This window comes from Azospirillum doebereinerae (genome assembly GCF_003989665.1).
GTDB lineage: Bacteria > Pseudomonadota > Alphaproteobacteria > Azospirillales > Azospirillaceae > Azospirillum > Azospirillum doebereinerae.
In genome coordinates, this window is sequence record NZ_RZIJ01000013.1 from 64,512 (window position 1) to 84,847 (window position 20,336).

17 protein-coding genes are annotated in these 20,336 nt (G+C 67.5%); 8 read left to right on the plus strand and 9 right to left on the minus strand.

All coding sequences use genetic code 11. The features are described 5' to 3' along the window. Positions 1-5: 5 nt before the first annotated feature. Together EJ913_RS32550 and EJ913_RS16845 are read right to left on the minus strand one after the other, a co-directional pair. On the minus strand, positions 6-428 hold the full coding sequence (locus EJ913_RS32550; RefSeq protein ID WP_238519357.1) for a hypothetical protein: 423 nt from the start codon (positions 426-428) through the stop codon (positions 6-8). Positions 429-589: 161 nt separating this feature from the next. Continuing rightward, entirely contained in the window at positions 590-2,026 is a 1,437-nt protein-coding gene (locus tag EJ913_RS16845) for a mannose-1-phosphate guanylyltransferase/mannose-6-phosphate isomerase (RefSeq protein WP_126999935.1), read from the minus strand. 643 nt (positions 2,027-2,669) lie between these two features. Here EJ913_RS16845 and EJ913_RS16850 point away from each other — a divergent pair. Beyond that, the gene (locus EJ913_RS16850) at positions 2,670-3,608 is read left to right on the plus strand and encodes a replication protein RepA (RefSeq protein WP_126999937.1); all 939 of its coding nucleotides are present in this window, start codon (positions 2,670-2,672) and stop codon (positions 3,606-3,608) included. A gap of 78 nt (positions 3,609-3,686) precedes the next feature. Here the strand turns inward: EJ913_RS16850 and EJ913_RS16855 are convergent, their stop codons facing one another. From EJ913_RS16855 to EJ913_RS16880, 6 genes are all read right to left on the minus strand, one after another. Next, the gene (locus EJ913_RS16855; RefSeq protein WP_126999939.1) at positions 3,687-4,121 is read right to left on the minus strand and encodes a hypothetical protein; all 435 of its coding nucleotides are present in this window, start codon (positions 4,119-4,121) and stop codon (positions 3,687-3,689) included. A 243-nt stretch (positions 4,122-4,364) separates the two neighbouring features. Further along, positions 4,365-5,081: a WbqC family protein gene (locus EJ913_RS16860; RefSeq protein WP_211098975.1), complete on the minus strand. Its 717-nt coding sequence runs from the start codon at positions 5,079-5,081 to the stop codon at positions 4,365-4,367. After that, on the minus strand, positions 5,078-6,262 hold the full coding sequence (locus tag EJ913_RS16865) for a DegT/DnrJ/EryC1/StrS family aminotransferase (RefSeq protein WP_126999941.1): 1,185 nt from the start codon (positions 6,260-6,262) through the stop codon (positions 5,078-5,080). Before EJ913_RS16865 ends, EJ913_RS16860 begins: the two co-directional genes overlap by 4 nt. Next, entirely contained in the window at positions 6,259-7,479 is a 1,221-nt protein-coding gene (locus EJ913_RS16870; RefSeq protein WP_126999943.1) for a DegT/DnrJ/EryC1/StrS family aminotransferase, read from the minus strand. The genes EJ913_RS16865 and EJ913_RS16870 overlap by 4 nt, the downstream gene beginning before the upstream one ends. 32 nt (positions 7,480-7,511) lie before the next feature. Continuing rightward, positions 7,512-8,210, minus strand: a complete 699-nt coding sequence (locus EJ913_RS16875; RefSeq protein ID WP_126999945.1) for a class I SAM-dependent methyltransferase — start codon at positions 8,208-8,210, stop codon at positions 7,512-7,514. A 29-nt stretch (positions 8,211-8,239) separates the two neighbouring features. Beyond that, entirely contained in the window at positions 8,240-9,223 is a 984-nt protein-coding gene (locus EJ913_RS16880; protein WP_126999947.1) for a hypothetical protein, read from the minus strand. A 328-nt stretch (positions 9,224-9,551) separates the two neighbouring features. Here EJ913_RS16880 and EJ913_RS16885 point away from each other — a divergent pair, with 328 nt between their 5' ends. Then, positions 9,552-11,270 carry a glycosyltransferase family 61 protein gene (locus tag EJ913_RS16885; RefSeq protein ID WP_126999949.1) on the plus strand — a complete coding sequence of 573 codons (1,719 nt, stop codon included), beginning with the start codon at positions 9,552-9,554 and terminating at the stop codon, positions 11,268-11,270. Positions 11,271-11,306: 36 nt separating this feature from the next. On the opposite strand, the gene EJ913_RS16890 is transcribed toward EJ913_RS16885, so the two are convergent. Next, positions 11,307-11,891, minus strand: a complete 585-nt coding sequence (locus tag EJ913_RS16890) for an NUDIX hydrolase (RefSeq protein WP_185909812.1) — start codon at positions 11,889-11,891, stop codon at positions 11,307-11,309. Between the two features lie 154 nt (positions 11,892-12,045). Between EJ913_RS16890 and EJ913_RS16895 the strand changes: the two genes are divergently transcribed. The 6 genes from EJ913_RS16895 to EJ913_RS33040 all read left to right on the plus strand — a co-directional run bounded on the left by EJ913_RS16895 (position 12,046) and on the right by EJ913_RS33040 (position 20,333). Further along, on the plus strand, positions 12,046-13,281 hold the full coding sequence (locus EJ913_RS16895; protein WP_126999953.1) for a glycosyltransferase family 4 protein: 1,236 nt from the start codon (positions 12,046-12,048) through the stop codon (positions 13,279-13,281). A 133-nt stretch (positions 13,282-13,414) separates the two neighbouring features. Further along, the gene (gene pseB / locus EJ913_RS16900) at positions 13,415-14,476 is read left to right on the plus strand and encodes a UDP-N-acetylglucosamine 4,6-dehydratase (inverting) (RefSeq protein ID WP_238519364.1); all 1,062 of its coding nucleotides are present in this window, start codon (positions 13,415-13,417) and stop codon (positions 14,474-14,476) included. Next, complete coding sequence (pseC, locus tag EJ913_RS16905) at positions 14,473-15,717, plus strand: UDP-4-amino-4,6-dideoxy-N-acetyl-beta-L-altrosamine transaminase (RefSeq protein ID WP_126999955.1); 1,245 nt, start codon at positions 14,473-14,475, stop codon at positions 15,715-15,717. Before pseB ends, pseC begins: the two co-directional genes overlap by 4 nt. 148 nt (positions 15,718-15,865) lie before the next feature. Continuing rightward, entirely contained in the window at positions 15,866-17,428 is a 1,563-nt protein-coding gene (locus EJ913_RS16910) for a flippase (RefSeq protein ID WP_238519299.1), read from the plus strand. 98 nt (positions 17,429-17,526) lie between these two features. Continuing rightward, the gene (locus EJ913_RS16915) at positions 17,527-17,823 is read left to right on the plus strand and encodes a hypothetical protein (RefSeq protein ID WP_126999957.1); all 297 of its coding nucleotides are present in this window, start codon (positions 17,527-17,529) and stop codon (positions 17,821-17,823) included. Positions 17,824-17,903: 80 nt separating this feature from the next. After that, complete coding sequence (locus EJ913_RS33040) at positions 17,904-20,333, plus strand: calcium-binding protein (RefSeq protein WP_126999959.1); 2,430 nt, start codon at positions 17,904-17,906, stop codon at positions 20,331-20,333. Positions 20,334-20,336 lie beyond the last annotated feature (3 nt).

Here is a 20,336-nt window from a genome sequence, read left to right on the forward strand (position 1 = left end):
GGCGGTCAACCGAAATTGGGTGATTTGGGCGGGACCGGCATCGACGGCGCGGGGGCGGCCACTGGGGAGGGCAGCGATCCACCCGTCATCGCCGCCGTTGGGGCCGCGACCGCGAACGGGCCGGGCGGGCGCGGAGCCGCGTCGGCGGGTGCAACGTTGGGAACGCCGTTCGGAACCAGAATCCCGGCCGCCTCCAGACGCTGGCGCATGCCGTCCATGGCGCCGAGGCTGGACAGGAAGCCCTGGAGGCTCATGACGACGCGCTGCCGGATGGCGGGGAGGGGCTGCCCGTTCTCGTCCTTGCGCAGGGGGGAAAGGCTGAACAGGTCGATGCGAACCATGCCGTTGCCGAAGCCGACGTCGAGGATTCCGTCGGCGTAGAGTTCGGGAATGCGGTCGTCCTGGCCGCCCTGCGGATCGCGAATCATGGTGGCCTTCGGGGAAACAGGGCCGGGACGGCGGGCCGTCCTCAATCATCCCTGTTTACCCGAAGGGTGTACCACAACCAAGCCGACTGTTGAGGGGTCCCCAAAGGGACACAAGCCACGCCCAAGCCAGACGGACAACCGCCGGCGGACGGGGCGGCGGCTCAGTTCCGCCCGTAGGAATCCTCCAGCCGGACGATGTCGTCCTCGCCCAGATAGGATCCCGACTGCACCTCGATGATGGTCAGCGGCACCTTGCCGGGGTTTTCCAGCCGGTGGACCGTGCCGATCGGGATGTAGATGGACTGGTTCTCGTAGACCAGGACCTGCTCCGCGTCGCGCGTGACCAGGGCGGTGCCGTTGACCACCACCCAATGCTCGGCCCGGTGATGGTGCTTCTGCAGCGACAGCCGCGAACCCGGCGCGATGGTCAGGCTCTTCACCTGGAACCGCTCGCCGGTGTGCAGCGACTGGTAGGCCCCCCAGGGCCGGTGGACCTTGCGATGGTTCACCGACTCGGTTCGTCCTCCCGCCTTCAGCTTGTCGACGATGCGCTTGACGTCCTGCGCGTGGTCGCGGTCGGCCACCAGCACGGCGTCGTCGACCACCACCACCACGGCGTTCTCCAGCCCGACCACGGCGGTCAGGTGGTTGTCGCTGCGCACGTAGCAATCGCGCGCGCCATCCAGCAACACGTCGCCGACGACGACGTTGCCCTGCTCGTCCTTGGCCCCGACGTCCCACAGGGCCGACCAGGCGCCGACGTCGGTCCAGCCGATGTCGCAGGGCACGACGGCGGCGCGGCCGGTGCGCTCCATGACCGCGTAGTCGATGGAGATGCCGGGCGCCTTGGCGAAGGCGTCGGTGTCGAGCCGGAAGAAGTCGAGGTCGGCCGCCCCCTTCTCCAGCGCCTCGCGCCCAGCGGCGACCACCGCCGGGGCGTGGCGCTCCAGCTCCGCCAGCAGCAAGGCGGCGGGAAACAGGAACATCCCGCTGTTCCAGACGTAGCCGCCCTCGGCCAGATAGCCCTGGGCGACCTCCAGCGTCGGCTTCTCGACGAAGGCCGCGACCTCGAAGGCGCCGTCGGCGTCCTCCAGGAAGCCGCCCCGGCGGATGTAGCCGTAACCGGTCTCCGGTGCCGTCGGGGCGATGCCGAAGGTGACCAGCCGGTCCGCCCGCGCCGCGCGCACCGCGATCCCAATGGCCTCGTGGAAGGCCGCGACGTCGCGGATTTGGTGGTCGGCCGGCAGCACCAGCAGCAGGGCGTCGGGATCGGTCGCGGCAACGGTCAGCGCCGCGACGGCGCAGGCCGCCGCCGTGTTGCGCCCCACCGGCTCCAGCACGATGCCGCGTGGCGCGATGCCAGACTGTCGGAGCTGCTCAGCCACGAGGAAACGGTGCTCCTGGTTGCAGACGACCAGCGGCGCCGTGAAGGCGACCGCGTTGCCGACCCGCAGCGCGGTGTCCTGCAGCATCGTGCGGTCGGAGCACAGGGGAAGGAACTGCTTGGGATACAGCTCCCGGGACAAGGGCCAAAGACGGGAGCCGGAACCGCCGGACAGCAGCACCGGTACGATCTTCTGCGTGGAAACGCCGTTCATCCTGCCGCCTTGAAACGTGTTTTGCCAAGGAACGCCACGGCCGCCACGGCGGACACCGCCCCGCGCCCAAGCGTTTCCCTTATAAACCGCGCTCCTCCACGACCACAAGCACCCCTCCGGCGGCTACCCGACCGGGGATCCCGGCCGGAACGGACGGCGCGAACCGACCGAAGGAGGGAGAGACAAGACTCCAACCCCCCGATCGATTGCCACGCCCAGGCTTGGAGTCTTGTCGCGCCCCCCCGCGCCGGATCCCCCCCGGCCCCTCTGCGGGAGGGGGGGCGCGACAGAACTCCAAACATCGTCCGATTCGCAGAGACACGGAGGGTGCCCAAAACAGCGTTGCGACTCGGAAAACAGCCCTTTGCAAGCGATTCGCCTCCAGAACCAAGCTTTTCCCCTGGAGTCTTGTCGCGTACCAGGAAAAATCCACAGGCCGTGTGGACTATCCGCTGGAGTCTTGTCGCGGCAATTCTGGAGTCTTGTCGCGCGACTCGCGATTCGCTGCTGGAGTCTTGTCGCGCAAACTAATAACTGAATCAAATAACCTAACAAATAGTTTGAGCGACAAGACTCCAAATTGCTGGGGTCGACCCGGCGTGATATAGGGTTTTCCACAAAGTCGTTCCAAGGTCAGCTCGCTATGGGACAGATACACAACCTGATCAGCCAGCTTGGACGCGACCAAGCCAGGGCACTCCAACCCGATCCGGAAAAGCGGTCGCTAGTCGATGTCGCCGCCGCGGTCATGGAAGAGGAGCGCCAAGAGCTCGGCATCACCTATTCGGGCTTCGCGCTGACGGCTCTTCCCCATCGTCGTCTTCCCGACGACCAGCCATGGGAACGCCGTGGTCATAAGATCCGTTTGCTGATCGAGCCCGGACGACTGCCGATCCGCAACGGGGGCTTCAAGCTCTACGGCGTGCCCTACGGCAGCCGCGCGCGCATGATCCTCCTCTATCTGCAGACCCGCGCGATCCAGACCGACAGCCGCGAGGTCGAACTCGGCCGCAGCATGCACGAATGGCTCGACCGCATGGGCTTGTCGGTGGGCGGCCAGACCTACCGCGACATCCGCGAGCAGGCGTCGCGCATCGCCGCCTGCAACCTGACCTTCGCCTGGGAAGATGCCCACAGCATCGGCTTCGAGAAGGGCTCCATCGTCAAGGGCGGCATCCACTTCTCCTCGAACACCGGATCGGACCAGGGGTCGCTGTGGGAGGACCGCGTTCTGCTCTCGGAAGCCTTCTTCCGCGAGCTGAAGGCCCACCCGGTGCCGATCTGGGAACCCGCCCTGCGCCACATCCAGAACAACAGCACCAGCATCGACATCTACATCTGGCTCGCCTACCGGCTGCACAGCCTGTCGCGCTCGATGACCATCACCTGGCCGGCGGTGTTCGAGCAATTCGGCGCCGGTTACAGCCGCCTGCGCGATTTCCGCAAGCGCTTCATCGAGGCGCTTCAACTGGCGCTCGCGGTCTACCCCGACGCCCGCGTCGAGGTCGAGGAGCAGGGATTGCTGCTGCACCCGTCGGCCCCGCCGATCCCGGAACGGAAATTCGCCCAGCTCTGCCGCTGAGAGCTGGACCTGGTACCGACGGATTGGGGGCTGCGACAAGACTCCAAACCCGAAGCCGATCCGTCGGCGCATCACGCTCTACCGGTTGGTTCGGATCGCCCGCGCGACACCCGCCAGAAGTTGCCGCAGGGCGCCGCGCGCATCCTCCAGCGGCACGGCCTCTCCAGCGGCGACGACCCCCTGGGGAGGAGCCACGAAGAAGGGCGGAGCACCCACGTCCGGCCTTGCCCGGTACAGGCTGGCGGAAAGTGCCAGCACACTGCCCGGCGGCGCGTCGCGTAGCGTGGCGTGCAGCAGAACGACCAGCGTGCCGGAATCGCCGACCCGTTCGTCGTTGCGGACCAACGCCGTCGTCGTCGGCCCTTCGACACCGATCAGGCTCTTCATCTCCGCCACGGCGAGGCCGCACAAGGCGGCCTCGTCCGGCGCGACGCCAGCCCGCTCCGGAGCCGCATCCATCGCGCACAGCACGCCGACCTGCCGCACCTGCTGAAAAAAGGGTACGGGGGACATGGCGAAGGCTCCGTTTGCAAGCAAAGCCGCGAGCGTTGCGGCAAGGCTGGTGATCCAGGCCATGCCTCGGCCTTTTCGCAGCAAGAAAACGGTCTTTCCATGGGAAGCGGGCCGCAACGGAAAGGGCAGACTGGGCAAGGGTCCCGGTCGACAGCCAGAGCCATACCCTTCGGTCAGGAAGTAAGCGGAGCTTCGCAAATTACCCTCCTCCGAAAGAACAAAGAAGAAAAATAAACAAGAATATTATTTTGATATTTTCATTGTATCTATAATGTAATGCAGAACATCCTCTCTATTATTCCACATCAATGCGTCAATTATCGACAGATTTTCAATATGATTGTAAGGATAACAGTCATAAGTATAAGATTTTGGTTCCAAGAAACACAAATCAATCCCTCGAGATTCCCAGTCATGCGAGACGAAAATCTCACGGCCGCCCGGCGCATTGACGTATCGCCGGGCTTCCAAAGCGCTGCTGATTTCCAGTGCCCACTGGCCGGCATAGTCGATGGTCGGCAACTCCAGAGCCATTTCCGAACAAACGCTCCAGTCGAAGGCGATGCCGAGATAATCGCAGACCACAGCAAGCGAACGCACATTGAGTTCGCAGAGACCGTTGGTTTTCGTTGAGGCGAAGGCTTCCGAAACCAGCCCACAGACTTGCTGGAAGAACGGCGCCTTTCCACGGTAATGCTCGAGCTGCCCAAGAATTCGCCGCGCCGCGGCCTCGCCGTCCACCACGGTCGCGGCGTTGATCGGTGTGCCGTGGGGGGCGTGGACCGGAACGCTCACATACTGCCAACCGCCATTCGGGTGGAGCACGCGATTCCGGTTCATCCAGCTCTTCCGGTTGTACTTGACGACGTCGAACACGATTCCGCGGTCGACGGCGAGGATGAGTTGGAAATAGCCCAGATACGGAAAGAAGTAGGGCTGCATGATGCCAAGCGTCGTCATGCCCGTGCCGCCATCCGGCCTTCCGGAGTGGCCGCCCAGCGGATTATGGCGCAGACGCGCTTGACGTCGGCGTCGGTCACGGCCTGCCCGCTCGGCAACTGGACCAGGGTTTGGCAGAGATGGTCCGTGATCGGAAGCTCGGCCATCCCTTCATCGCAGAACGGCGGGGTCCGGTGGACGCCGGGAAAGAAGTAACGGCGGGCAAGAACGTTTTTGGCTTGAAGCAGGTCGAGAAGCTCGTCCCGCGACAGGCCGAGCTCCGCTGGCGAAACCGACAGAACGATGAACTGGTGGTTGCTCGTCTCACCCGCCGCGTAGTCGAGAAAGTGAATCCCCGGCGTGCCGTCGATCCCGCTTCGGTAAAGTTCGTAGCGGTGGCGATTCTGCTCGATCAGGGAATCCAGGCTCCTGAGACCGAGCAGGGTCATCGCCGCCTGCGCCTCCGAAATCTTGGCGTTCAGGCGGAGAAGGCCGGGGACGCGCTCGTCCGTGTCATGAAAGCTGCGCATCGTCCGGAGCCGGGCGGCGAGATCGTCGTCGTCCGTCGTGATGCAGCCGCCTTCGGCGCCGTTGAGGATCTTGGTGGCGTGGAAGGAGAAGACCTCGGCGTTGCCGAATCCGCCGAAACGCCGCCCCCGGAAGGTGGCCCCGACGGCGTGGGCGGCGTCGAACACCAGCTTCACGCCCCGGCTGGCGGTCAGCGCCTCCAATTCGAGCGGATCGCAGCCGCGTCCCCAGATGTGCACGCCGAGAACGGCGGCCGTGGCCGGACCGATCTTCGGTGCGACGCGCGCTGCGGTCAGCGTCTGCGTCTGCGGGTCGATGTCGCAGAAGACCGGCCTCAACCCCGCCCAGACCACCGCCTGGACGGTCGCCGGAAAGGTGAAGGACGGCACGATGACCTCGCCGTCGAGGTCGAGCGCCCGAAGGACCAGCATGAGGGCGGCGGTTGCGTTCACCACGCTCACCGCGTTGCGCACGCCGAACAGGCTGGCCAGCTCCCGGTCCAGCCGCTGCTCCAGGGGGCCATGGTTGGCGAAGAACCGGCGGTCGAAGATGCCGTCGAAGGCTTCGCGAAACGCTTCCGCCGCCGGCAGGTTCAACTGACCGACGTGCAAGGGTGTCTCGAAGCCTTCCGGCGGACGGGGCGCCGGGCTTGGCGGGGTGCGTTCATCGCTCATCGGGGCAACTCCCGCAGGCGGCCGGCGATCGAGCCGGATCGGCGGTCCAGCGTGGTGAAGAATCGGCTGATCGCGCCGATGTCTTCGACGGAGACGAGATCGCCCACCGGCATCTGGATGAACTCTCGGCTTACTTGATCGGACACCGGCAGCTCCACCGCCGGGGCGCCGCCCGACGCCGGGACCGGATCCACGCGATGCAGCGGCGGCGCGTAATAGGGGCGCACCAACGCGTTCTCCGCCCGCAGGATGCGGATCAACGCGTCGCGCGTGTACGGCGCGTCCGGCGCCACCCTCAGGAGAACCAGGCTGTACGTGCCGGGCGACCGGCTGTAATCCGCGAAAGACACCCATGGGATGCCGGCGAGGCCGTGTCGATACGCGGCGAAGCGCTCGGCGTTGCCGTCGACGATGCTTTGGACATGGGGCAGATTCGACAAGGCGAACGCCGCGTGGAGTTCGTTGAGCTTGCCGTTCAGACCCAGCTGGCGCACCAAGCCGTCATCCCCAAATCCGAAATTCCGCTGGCTGCGCAGATCCAGCGCCAAGGCGTCGTCGTCGGTCGTGAGATAGCCGCCTTCGAATCCGTTGATCAGCTTGGTCGCGTGCAGGCTGAAGACGGAGGCCCTTCCGCGCGACCCCACGCGGTCCCGGCCATAGGAGCCGCCGATCCCATAGACGCAATCCATCAGCAGGGGAACGCCGGCGGCCCCGGTCAGCCGCTCGATCGCGTCGATGTCGCAGAGAGCGTTGACGTTGTCCACCGCCAGCACCGCGGCCGTGTCGGGGCCGATGTGCCGCGCGAGGCTTTCCGGTGCCAGCGTGTGGGTCACCGGATCCACGTCGCAATACTGCGGCTCGAGACCGGCCCAGCGGATCAGGTGCGGCAGGCCGCGAAACGTCAGCGCCGGCAGAAGAACCCTCTTCGCCCCCGGCCGCGCCAGCGTGCGGAGGGCGAGGGCCAACGCGAAGCAGGCGTTGGCGAAGGTGACGCAATGGGCCGTCCCGTGGAACCGGCACAGCCGCTCCTCCAGTTCCTGCACCAGCGGTCCCTGGTTGGTCAGCCAACGCCGCTCGAAGGCGCCGGACGCCAAGGCAAAGAACCGATCGGGGTCGCGGTTGGCCAACTGGCCCGTCGTCCGCGCCCGTGAAAACAACGGCGCGGCGCCGAACACGGCCAGTTCCGCAAGGCTGCCCGCTTCATTCGACTCTGTCATTCCGATACGCCGTCCCCTGTTCCCCGGCACGCTCAAGAGCGCGTCAGGACCGCGTCGAAACGATAATGCGAGGCAAAGAAATGCGCCGGCATGCGCTCGCACCGGGCGGTCCAGCCTGCGGCCTCCGCCAACGCCGCCAATTCGGCCGGCGTGCGCCAGATCCCGAGCAGCGACGCCGGATCGTCCTCTTCCCCAGGCGCCGGATCGCGGTCGGCGAAGAAGGCCTTCATGCGCGTCTTGTCGGGCATCTGGCCAAGGAAGAGGTGGGTCGCCCGGTCGAACCGTTCGCTCAATCCCTGCAGAAGCCCATGCGCGGCGTCATGGCTGAAATAGGGAAAGGCGCCGTAGCAGAGAATCTTCGTGAAGGCCTGGGGATCGCTCTCGGTCCGGACATAATCCAGCGCGTCGGCAAGACGATAACGCTCGGATGGGCCACGCGTGAAGCGTTGGTTGGCGACTCCGATCAGAAAATCAGAATAATCGACGCCAAGACCGCCACGGCAAATCTCGAAAAGATGCGTCGTCAGAGCGCCGTTTCCGCAGCAGAGATCAAGCAGAACATCGTCGCCTGCGAGAGAGAGGCCGTTCTTGATGGTCGTGACGATCAGCGCGATCTGCTCGGGCGACACCGGCTTGCCATTGATCGTGCGCTTGACCTGGCCCCAGTGATCGTCCGGATCGCAGGTTTCGGGGTGATGCTTGAACATGTAATGGCTGCTGTCGGAAGACATGGTGCCTCTTGGAACAGGACGATCACGGATCAGGACAACCGGTGGGCGATGAGCCACCGGACGATGAAGGCCAGTTTGGCCGGGGTCAGTCCGCGCCTTGCCGACGGCGCCTCGTTGTCCTCAACGGAAACAGGGGCGAACAAATCCTCCCGATCCAGAAAGATCCGGGCGACCGAAGCGTTGCCCTGCGCATAGGAATCCACCAGGGCGGCGCGCTGGGAGGCCGACAGAAAGGGGGTGTCGTCGAAAACGGTGTCCCCGGCCGTGGCCGCGGTCAGCGCGATGAGGTGCTTGTGATAGCGTCTCTTCTGCGCGACCTTCAGCGGCAGCCGATTGAGCAGCCGCTGAAAATCCAGGATGTCCCGGTTGATCCGTTCGTTCGGCCGTACCGGCGGCAGGGCGAAGGGCGCGTGCGGCAGCCCGATGGCCGTCAGGAAATCCCCCCGCACGTCGCCGGAGGCGAGCGCGGTGTAATCCCGAAGGATGAGGGCCGAGGTTCCGAACTCGGCCTGCCAGGGCTTCAGACGCTCCGCGTAGTCCCACAGCCCATGATCGCGGCGAACGCTCGCCTCGAAGCCCGCCGAGTTTCCCTGGGCCTTGACGGTCTGGTTGTACCAGGAAACATGCGCCTCGTCCTGGCGGCGCAGATAGCAGACGATGGAAACCCGGTCGTCCGCCTCCATTCCCGCGCTGCGCAGCAGGCCGCGCAGCGTCGCCGGCTCCGGGTAGAGATAGAAATTCTCGCTGCTGAGAAGGACGGTATCCGTCCCGCCCGCCCTCACGGCGTCGCGCAGAGCCGCACCGAGTTCCGCAAGCGTCCGGTCCTGCGGAGTGGCCCACACGGGGTAGCCGCCGCCGAGCAGGAAGGCGAGGTCATGATGCCCGTAGCCGCGGAGGCTGACGTCGGGATACCGGACGCCACAGGCGAGAAGCGACTCCCTGTTCTCGAACAGGAACCGCTGTATGGCGGTCGAACCTGTCTTGGGCGCGCCGATATGGACGATCCAATGCATCCCGGTCGATCGCACCCTTGTTCATTCCTGGTTCAACACTGATCATCCAGACGCTGCAGCGGATTTCTTTCTCGCTTGTCAAGCCAAAGGATCAGAACCAGTCCATTTTTCGGAACGGACCCTATCGGTCGGGCCCATTGTAATGAAGCGATTGTATGACAAAGAATTTTGGCAGAGTCAACCACCCTCACTGTCTGAAGTAGTTGCCATCCGCCCTATGATCCTTGCATAAATCCCGGTAAATATCCTGTTAGGGCCCGCGTTTGGAAACGACATCTTTCGCAGAGGATGCCTTCCAACGTGTCCATTGGAACGGAGTGACAACGGCATGGACGCATCCGAGCAGCCTCTCGAAGCTTCAGCGGACTCGCGAAAACTCGAGATAGAAAAACTTCTCGTGCTCCATCGTTTCGAAGAGACCAAGGCCCGTCTGCAGGCGGCCCGGGCCGCCTTCCCTGAAAACGCTTGGTTTGCCATGATGACAGGGGCCGTTCTTCAAATATCGGGCGCGGACGAACAGGACCGGTCAGCCCGGATGGGCAGGATAAGAGCCAAACAAATATCCGACGATTTCGAAAAGGCCGTAACGGCTTGCACCGAAGCCATTCGGCTCGGATCGAAAGATTGGGCGACGTATTTTTACCTCGGCATGGCGCAGCAGGCGCTCGGGCGTTCCGCCGAAGCGGCCGTGGCGCTGATAAAGGCCTACAACTGCCGCCCCGACGTGGCAACGGGGTGCCGTCTGCTGGAAACGGTCGTCGCTGCACGCGGCATCGATTGGGGGCGCAAGCTCTACAATGATTTTACCAAGAGCTATGCGGAGCGAAATCTGCCGGATCGAGCGTTCACCGAGACCTGGGCGACGCTGCTCTTCGAGGCCGGGCTTGGTGGGGAGATCGAGGCGCTGGGGGTGGATTACCATTGCGCCAGACTGTCCTCGGTGATGGATTGGGCCGAAAAGGCCGGTGTGGCGTTGGATTTCACCGACGAATGCGAAGACATCCCGGTCGAAGATCCCAGCCTGATCGGCGGTCCGCCGGTCACCCTCTTCAAGGGAATGGTCCGCAGCTATCGCCCCTATGTCTGCACGGCGTCCGATGCCGTCGTTCTGTCGAAATCGGACATGGTGCTGACCCCGGACGGCGCCGCGCTCAACGACGTCGCGGCGGACAGCCGCTATGGCCGGTTCATTGAGTTTTATCACGACAAGTCCGTGCGGCGTCGACGCGGCGAACAGATCCTCATCGACCCGCAGCAGCACCGGATCACCGACCTCGACGAGGGAATCATGCTGTCGGGCGGCGCGTCCGAGCATTTTGGGCACTGGGTGCCGGAATTCCTGTGCCGCCTTACCTTCCTTGTCCAGCATCCGGACTTTGCGAAACTGCCCATCATCGTCGACGAAGACATGCCGGGCAGTCATTTCGATTACCTCCGGCAGCTTGTCGACAACGAGCTCGTCCTATTGCCAAGCAAGAGCGGGTTTCGCTGCCGGCGTCTGGTGATGGCGCCGCCGCCGACCTTCTTCCCGGTCTATTGGGCCGTGGATCATGACATTCCGACGCATGAGCAGGGGCCGTTCTCGCCGCGATGCTTTCGATTCCTCCGGGATCGCATCTTCGCCAGCCTGCCGCCCTCCGGTGCGCGCACGCGGCGGATCTACCTGTCGCGCGGGAAACGGCACTGGCGCCATCTTCTGAACGACGCCGAGATTGCGGAGCATCTTCGCACGGAAGGCTTCGAAACCGTCTTTCCCGAGGAACTGAGCTTCGTCGAGCAGGTTCGCCTGTTCCAGGACGCCGAGGCGATTGTCGCTCCCAGCGGTTCGTCCCTGGTCAATCTGATTTTCGCGGATCCGTCGGTGAAGCTCCTCGTTCTCAATCAACCCAACATCTTCAGTCTCAATGGTTTTTACGGACCGATGCGCGCGCTCGGGTACGATCCGAAAATCGTCTGCGGAACCGAAGGGGATCCCAGCGATAAGCATGCCCATTTCCGCATACCGCTCTGGCGGCTGCGTGAGGGGTTGGCGCAGATCGGGCTGTGAGGGACCAGCCGCTGGAAAGAGGAGATTGGGGACCCCTCACTGCCCTTGTTGGCGTTGCAGCGCCATCCAGCGCAGGCAGGCGACGACGGTCCCGCCATCCATCGCGGGTGACGTCAGCGCCAGTTCCTCGGCCTCCTCGGCGCTCATCATAACCAAGCGCCCGGCGCCCAACTCGGGGGTGGCCGCGGCGCCGTCAGGCAGGGGCCGGCACCGGGTCGCCGCGAACAGGGCGAGGCTCGCCTCCAGCACGCCGGGGTCGAGCAGCAGGCGGCCCAGCGGGCGCAGGTCGGCGGGCGCGCAGGTCAGCCCCGCCTCCTCCTCCAACTCGCGCAGGGCCGAGGCCTCCGCCATCTCGTTCGCTTCGGCGAATCCGGAGGGCGCGACCCACAGGGGCCCGGCGAAATGGGGCCGGTGGACCCGCATCAGCCCGACGCGGCCATCCTCCAGCACCGGCAGCACGCAGACCCCGGCGACGCCGCCGGCCAGCCGGACCTTCGGCCGCACCATCAGGAAATCCGGCACCTCCGCCCCGTCCGGTCCCGCCACATGGTCGAGCATCACGTCGAAGCGGCTGTTGGAAAGCCCGACCCGGCGGGCGAGGATGCGGTGGCGGCGGTCCATGGCGTGGGCCTCGGGAAGGTGGGAACGGCTCGAACCTCCGTTATAGGCGGCCCCGCCGGCGCGTGAAATGGCCGCCCCTTCCCTTTGTGGCATCGACAAGCACGCCCGAAGGACGCAGGCTGTCGGCCCTCCACCACTTTCGCGCAGCCTGTCCATGCGGATTCTGTTCGTCCACCAAAACACGCCCGGCCAATACAAGCATCTGGTCCGCCGCTTCGCCGCCGATCCGGCGCACCAGGTCGCCTTCATCGGCAAGGTCCAGCGCAGCCTGCCGGGGGTGCGGAGCGTCGTCTACCGTCCGGCCCGCGAACCGGGCAGCGCCACCCACCCCTACATCACCCTGTTCGAGGGGCAGATCCTGCACGGGCAGGGCGCGGTGCGCGCCGGGCTGGCGCTGCAGAAGGAGGGCTTCACGCCCGACGTGATCTGCGCCCATCCCGGCTGGGGCGAGGCGCTGTTCCTGAAGGACGTGTTTCCCGACGCCAAGCTGATGCTCTACTGCGAGTTCTTCTACCGCGCCGACGGATCCGACGTCGGGTTCGACCCGGAAAAGCCGGTGACCCTCGACACGCGCTGCCGGATCCGGGCCAAGAACGCCGCCCTGCTGGCCGGTCTGGAAGCGGCGGATTGGGGAATCAGCCCGACCGAATGGCAGCGCCGCCAGCACCCCGCCGTCTTCCGTCCGCGCATCTCGGTCATCCACGACGGCGTCGACACCGCGCTGTGCCGGCCCGACGAAACGGCGACCGTCACCCTGCCCGGCGGCCGAATCCTGTCGCGCGCCGACGAGGTCGTCACCTACGTCGCCCGCAACCTGGAGCCCTACCGGGGCTTCCCGACCTTCATGCGGGCGGCGGCGGATCTGCTGCGCCGCCGCCCCAACACCCACATCCTGGTGGTCGGAGGCGACGAGGTCAGCTACGGCACCAAGCCGGCCGAGGGCGGAACCTGGCGCGAGCGGCTGACGGCGGAGGTCCGGCCCGATCCCGAACGCATCCATTTCCTGGGTAAGATCCCCTACGAGTCCTTCCTGTCGGTGCTGCGGATCTCGCGCGCCCACGTCTACCTGACCTACCCCTTCGTCCTGTCCTGGTCGATGCTGGAGGCGATGGCCTGCGGCGCGGTGATCGTCGGCTCGGACACCCCGCCGGTGGCGGAGGTCATCGAGGACGGGCGCAACGGCCTGCTGGTCGACTTCTTCGACGCCAAGGCGGTCGCCGACCGGGTGGAGGAAGCGCTGGACGATCCCGCCCGGATGGCGGGGATCTCCGCCGCCGCGCGGCGCACGGTGGTCGAGCGCTTCGACCTGGAGACCGTCTGCCTGCCGGCCCAGATCCGCCTGCTGGAGGATCTGCACGCCGGCCGTCTGCCGCCGCTTTCCGAAGCTTGAGGGGAGTCCGCGCGGCAGACGCGCCTTGCGCGCGCCGGCCCGCTGAATTAACCCCCTGCTCAGGAAGCTCCGGTTACGGTCGACCGTGAGCTCTTCCATTCCCGATCCAGTCCATGACCAGCAGGCGGAACCGATGGTGAAGACAAGAGAGAGCGACCTCATCGGCACCTCCATCGAGGACTCGCGCGCCGCCGGCTTGCGGATGCTGGACGGGCGATCGATCCTGGTGACGGGGGGCACCGGTTCCTTCGGGCGGCGCTTCGTGGAGACGGTGATGCGCCACGCCAAGCCGCGACGCGTCATCGTCTTCTCGCGCGACGAGTTCAAGCAGTACGAGATGCAGCAGCGCATGCCGGCGGACTGGGCGCCGACCCTGCGCTATTTCATCGGCGACGTGCGCGACCGCGAAAGGCTGGAGCTGGCGATGCGGGGGGTGGATTTCTGCGTCCACGCCGCCGCGCTGAAGCATGTCCCGGCGGCCGAATACAACCCGATGGAGTGCATCAACACCAACGTCTACGGGGCGGAGAACGTGATGCGCGCCGCCCTGTCGACGGGCGTGCGCCGGGTCATCGCGCTGTCCACCGACAAGGCGGCCAACCCGATCAACCTCTACGGCGCCAGCAAGCTGGCGGCCGACAAGATCTTCATCGCCGCCAACAACCTGTCGGGCGCGCTCGACACGCGCTTCTCCGTGGTGCGCTACGGCAACGTGGTCGGCTCGCGCGGCAGCGTCGTGCCGCTGTTCCGCAAGTTGATCGACCAGGGCGCCGACCATCTGCCGGTGACCGACGAGCGGATGACCCGCTTCTGGATCACCCTGCAGCACGGCGTCGATTTCGTGCTGTCCTGCTTCGCCATGATGCAGGGCGGCGAGATCTTCGTGCCCAAGATCCCCAGCATGCGGATCGGCGACCTCGCCCGCGCGATGGCGCCGGATCTGCCCCTCAAGCTGGTCGGCATCCGGCCGGGCGAGAAGCTGCACGAGGTGATGATCACCGAGGACGACTCCCGTCAGACCTACGAGCTGTCCGACCGCTACGTCATCGAGCCGGCCTTCGCCTTCTGGCAGCACGCCCCCTACGAGGGGCTGGACGCCCGCCCGGTCGCCGACGGCTTCCGCTACGCCAGCGACGGCAACGACGATTGGCTGGACGGCGACCGGCTGCGCGCCCTGCTGGCCGAGGCGTCGTGACCGCCGCCGCCCCGCCTTTTCTGCCCTATGGCCGGCAGAGCGTCGACGAGGAGGACATCGCCGCCGTCGCGGCGGTCCTGCGCGGCGACTGGCTGACCCAGGGGCCGGCGGTCGCCGCCTTCGAGCGCGCGCTCGCCGACCGGGTCGGGGCCCGCGAGGCGGTGGCCTGCGCCAACGGCACGGCGGCGCTGCGGCTGGCCTACGCGGTGCTGGATCTGGGGCCGGGCGACGCGGTGGTGGTGCCCGCCAACACCTTCCTGGCCACGGCGTCGGCCGCACGCCACGCCGGGGCGGAGGTCGCCTTCGCCGACGTCGATCCCGCCACCGGCCTGATGGGGGCGGAGCAGGCCGAGGCCGCCGTCGCGCGCGGGCGGGCCGCCGGCTGGCGGGTGCGCGCCCTGGCGCCGGTCCATTACGCCGGCCAGACCGCCCCGATGGCGGATCTCGGCGCCCTCGCCCGCGCCGAGCGGCTGGCGGTGGTCGAGGACGCCTGCCACGCCGTCGGCAGCGTCGACCGCGTGCCCGGCGGGGCGGCGATCCCGGTGGGGGCCTGCGCGGAAAGCGCGCTCACCGTCTTCTCCTTCCACCCGGTCAAGACCATCGCCGCCGGCGAGGGCGGGGCGGTGACCGGCAACGACCCGGCCCTGATGGCGCGGGTTCGCGGCCTGTGCAACCACGGCATGCTGCGCGCCGCGCAGCACGGCGATCCTGGCTTCGCCGACCCCGAGGCGGCCTTCGACGCGGACGGCACGCCGAACCCCTGGTACTACGAGATGCCGGAGCCGGGCTTCAACCACCGGCTTTCGGACATCCATGCGGCCCTGGCGCTCAGCCAGATCCGGCGCCTCGACGCGTTCGTCGAGCGGCGCCGTCGGCTGATGGCGCTCTACGCCGAGCGGCTGGCCCCCCTGGCGCCGCTGGTCGAGCCCCCGGCCGCCGTGCCCTGGTGCGACCCGGCCTGGCATCTCTGCGCGGTCCGCATCGACTTCGCCGCCGCCGGCCGGTCGCGGGCGCGGGTGATGGCGGCGCTGCGGGCCGACGGAATCGGCAGCCAGGTCCATTACATCCCGGTTCACCGGCAGCCCTTCTGGCGCCGCCGCTACGGCGAAGCGGATCTGCCGGGGGCGATGGCGCATTACGGCCGGACCTTGTCGTTGCCGCTGTTCCCCAACATGGCCGACGCCGACGTGGACCGGGTCGCCGCCGCTCTTGAACGGGCGCTCACCGGTGCCATCTCGTGACGGAATGGCGAATCCGTTAGCCTTTTTTTCGGGATGGACGGATAAGGATTGTTATCCGGGACGCTATAGTGCCTAAGCCGAAAGCCAGAGGTGTGATGGTCCCGGCCATGCCCGCCTTCTCTCTGTGCGCTGCGTACGGACATCGCCCTTGTTTCGCAACACGCTCTGGAATCTGCTTGGCGAGGGGCTGCCGATGCTGGCGGCGCTCCTGTCGATTCCGTGGCTTCTCGCCGCCGTCGGCATGGAGCGCTTTGGCGCCCTGACCCTGATCTGGGCGCTGCTCGGCTATCTGGCCGTGCTCGACCTCGGGCTTGGGCGCTCGCTGGTCCAGATCGTCGCCGAGCGGGTCGGGCGCAACGGAACGGGAGGGGGCCGGGGCGGGGCGGCCGGGGAAGGGGCCGAGGGGACGGCGGGGATCGCCGGCCCGGCCATCGCCATCATGGCGCTGCTCGGCCTGCTGACCGGCGGCGTCGTGGCCGGCCTTGCCGGGGGGCTGGCGGATCGCTTCCTCCTGGGGTCGGGCACGCCGTCCCAGGAAATCCGCGACAGCCTGATGGTGGTGGCGGCCATCGTCCCCATCGCGCTCGTGTCCGCCGGCCTGCGCGGCGTGCTGGAGGCCCACCAGCGCTTCCGCCCGATCAACCTGGTGCGGATGACCGTCGGCGTTCTGAACTACCTCAGCCCGCTCTGCGTCCTGCCGTTCAGCCAGAGCCTGGTTCCGGTCATCGCCGCCATCGCGGTGGGACGGCTGATCGGCATGGTCGCCTACGGAGTGCTGGCGGTCCGGCTGGTGCCCGATCTGGTCCGGCCGGCGCGCTACGGCCGGCAATCCCTGCGCGGGCTGTTCACCATGAGCGCCTGGATGATGCTGAACAACCTGATCGGCCCGGCGATGCTGTACGCCGACCGCTTCATCCTGCTCAGCTTGGTGCCGGCCGCCCTGGTGGCCTTCTACACCACGCCCTTCGAGATCCTGACCCGGCTGATGGTCGTTCCGGGCGCCCTGTCGATGGCGCTGTTCCCGCTGGCCTCCAGCCTGTTCCGGCGCGATCCCGCCGCCCTGCCCCGCATGCTCGACGCCGCCGGACACCTGACGCTGGCCGTGTTCCTGGCGGTCCAGGCGGGAGTGATCGTCGGCGGCGACCGGGTGCTGGAGCTGTGGCTCGGGCCCGCCTTCGCCGCCAACAGCGGACCGATCCTGTCCATCCTGACGCTGGGCGTCTTCTTCAACGCGACCGCCTATGTGCCCTACACCCTGATCCAGGGGGTCGGGCGGGTCGACGTGACGGCCCGGCTGCAGCTGGCCGAACTGCCGGTCTATCTGGGCGTCCTGTGGTTCCTGGCCGACCGCTACGGCGCGACCGGCGCGGCCATCGCCTGGAGTCTGCGGACCGCCGCCGATTGCGGGCTTCTGCTGGTCCTGCTGCCCCGGCTGGCGCCGGGAACCGGAGCCGTGGCGCGGACCATCGGGCTGCGCGCCGGGGCCGCCGGCCTGGCCGGTCTGGCGGGGCTGTCGATCGGCGGCCCGTTCGGGGCGTCGGTCGGCCTGCTGGGGCTGGCCGCAGTCGGTTGGGGGGTCGTCCGCCGGCTGCTCGGCACGCGGTCCTGGAAACGTCTGTGCGGAGCGCAACGGTCGGCGGCCCGGCTGTCGGCGCCCATAGGCCAGCCCCGCCGGGACATGGTGCCGGACCGGCTGGTCGACACCGTCTAAAGATCGGGGAACCGGAGCGGCGGCAGGGAGTTCCTTTGCCGCTGGAAATGCGCTATGTGAGCGCAATCTCTTTTGCAACGCTTGTTTGGAGCAAGGCCATGGCCGAGGGAACTGTGGACTATTACGCGATGGTCGAAGAGGCGTGGCAGCTGAGCGACACCGCCCGCGACTACGTGAAGAACGCCGGCCGCGAGGTCGACAACACCGAGCTGTGGGAGAAGGTGTTCGCGCCGTCGCCGCTGCTCGACATCGACCGCACCCGCGCCGAGGGCGGCCAGCCGCTCCAGAAGATCTTCTTCAAGAACCCCTACGGTCTCCAGTACCGCGCCGACCACAAGGACTGGATCCCGTTCCGCCACGGCGCGCTCGATCCGGCCTATCTCCAGGTGGTCTGACCCGTTTCCGCTCCCGGCCGTCGCGTCGGGAGCGGCCTGCTTCGCCGTGTCACAGGCGATCTCTGGGAAGGGCTTGAGGCATGTCGCGGTTGGTGGCGGGGTCCGGCTTCGCGCTTGATTTCGACGAGGCCCGGCTGGCGAACGGCTTCGTGCACGACGCCTTCACGACCCAGCCCGCGTCCGGCGCGCTCGCCGCCGGGACGAACACCGTCACCGTCGCGCGCGTCGCCGACGGCCGGTGGCACGACACCAGCCTGACCTACAGCGCGACGGGAAGCGGGAACGGCCTGACCGCGCGCTTCACCGGCCTGATCGACCGCGACGCGGGAGGCGCCCAGCGCTACCGGATCGAGGGCGTCGACGTCGCCCTGCCTACCGGCCAGCTCGACCGGCTCGGTGTCCGCATCTTCCAGGGATTGACCGAGATCGTCGGCGCCGAAGGCGACGACGTCTTCTACATGGGCGTTCCCGGTGGCCGCTCCTTCGACGGCGGGGCGGGGAGCGACCGCGCGGTCTACGGCGCCGACCCCCGGCGCTACGCCCTGCGCGACGGCGCCTACCAGGCGGAGACCCCGGTCGTCGTCGCCCTGGGCGACGGCCGCTACGCGGCGGTGTCCGCCCAGGCCACCGACATCCTGGCGGGGGTCGAGACCGTCACCATCGACGGGCGGACCACGGCGACCGCCGACGCCGCCTTCGACGCGCTGGGCTATCTGGCGGGAAACCGCGACCTTGCCCTGGCCTTCGGCACCGACACCATCGCCGCCGCCCGCCACTACGCCCAGACGGGGCGGAACGAGCGGCGCACGGCCGCCGGCTTCGACGTCTACGGCTATCTGGGATCGAACCCCGACGTGCTGGCCGCCGTCGGGATCGACGGGCCTGCGGCGGAACGTCACTACCTGACCAACGGCCTGCGCGAGGGACGGACGACCACGGGTTTCGATCCCTACGCCTACCTCGCGGCCAACGCGGATCTGCGCGCCGCCATCGGCGCCGACCCGGCGGCGGCGCTGCTCCATTACGCCCGGTACGGCCTTGCCGAGGGGCGGACCACCCGGTTCGACAGCCGGTCCTATCTGGCCGCCAACCCAGACCTCGTCGCCGTGTTCGGCTTCGACGCGGTGGCGGGCGCCCGGCATTACATCGAGTTCGGCGCCCGGGAAGGCCGGAGCGTCCGCTTCGACTCCGCCGCCTATCTGGCGGCCAACCCGGATGTCGCGGCGGCGGTCGGAGGCGACGCCATCGCCGCGCTGGAGCATTACATCGCCCATGGCTTCGTCGAGCGCCGTCCCTTGCGCGCGGCCTCGGCATTGGGCCCCGTGGCCGCTGCGGTCGCCGGCACCACCGGCAACGATACCCTCAGCGGCACCGCCGGCAACGACAGCGTCGAAGGGTCGGGCGGGATCGACACCTTCGTCCTGACCGGCGCCATGGCAAGCTACGCGCTTGCCTTCGACGGCAGCGGCAATCTGGTGGTCACCGGCGCCGACGGCTCCGACACGCTCAGCGGGGTCGAAATGCTCCAGGCGACCGACGGGCTGTTTCCCGTGGGGTCGCTGGTGACCTTCTCCCTTCCCACCCTCGGCGGCTTGCCCGTGTCGGCGGCGGCGACCGCCGGGAACGATTACCTGGTCGGCACCCCCAACGCCGACGCGCTCGGCGGCGGGGCCGGCAACGACACCCTCAGCGGGCTGGCGGGCAACGACCAGCTGCTCGGCGGAACCGGCAACGACGCGCTGCTGGGCGACGCCGGGATGGACACGCTGGAGGGTGGCGCCGGCAACGACCGGCTGTCCGGCGGGACCGGCGACGACAGGCTGAATGGTGACGTCATCAATGTGTCCGGCAACGACACGCTGCTGGGCGAGGACGGGAACGACTGGTTGGACGCCGGCGAGGGCATGGACTGGCTGGACGGTGGGGCCGGCAACGACACGCTCTACGCCGGCATGGGGGCCGACGTTCTGCGCGGCGGCGAGGGCGACGACATCCTGTTCGGCGACGTCTATTCCGACCGCACCCACGCCATCGCGGTCTCCGCGACCTCGACCCTGTCCCACGACGACGTGCTGCTGGGCGGGGCCGGCAACGACACGCTGATCGGCGGCATCGGGGCCGACCTGATGGACGGCGGCACCGGCGCCGACTGGTTCTCGGTGCGCAACCCCAACGAATCGACGCTCGCCAGCCCCGACGTGATCGTCAACTTCAACGGCGCCGCCGTCGCCGCCCAGGCGCTGCTGGGGATGGCCGGCCATGGCACCATCGGGGCGGAGGGCGACCGCATCGACGTGTCGGAGATCGACGCGGTCACCGCCACGACCGTCAACGACACCTTCAGCTTCATCGGGACGGCTGGCTTTTCGGCCGCCGGGCAACTGCGCTACACGGTGTCCGGCGCGGTCACGCTGATCGAGGGCGATGTGGACGGCGATCGCGCCGCCGATTTCCGCATCCAGGTGAACATCGCCAACTACGGCTTCACGGCCTTCGATTTCATTCTTTAAAGC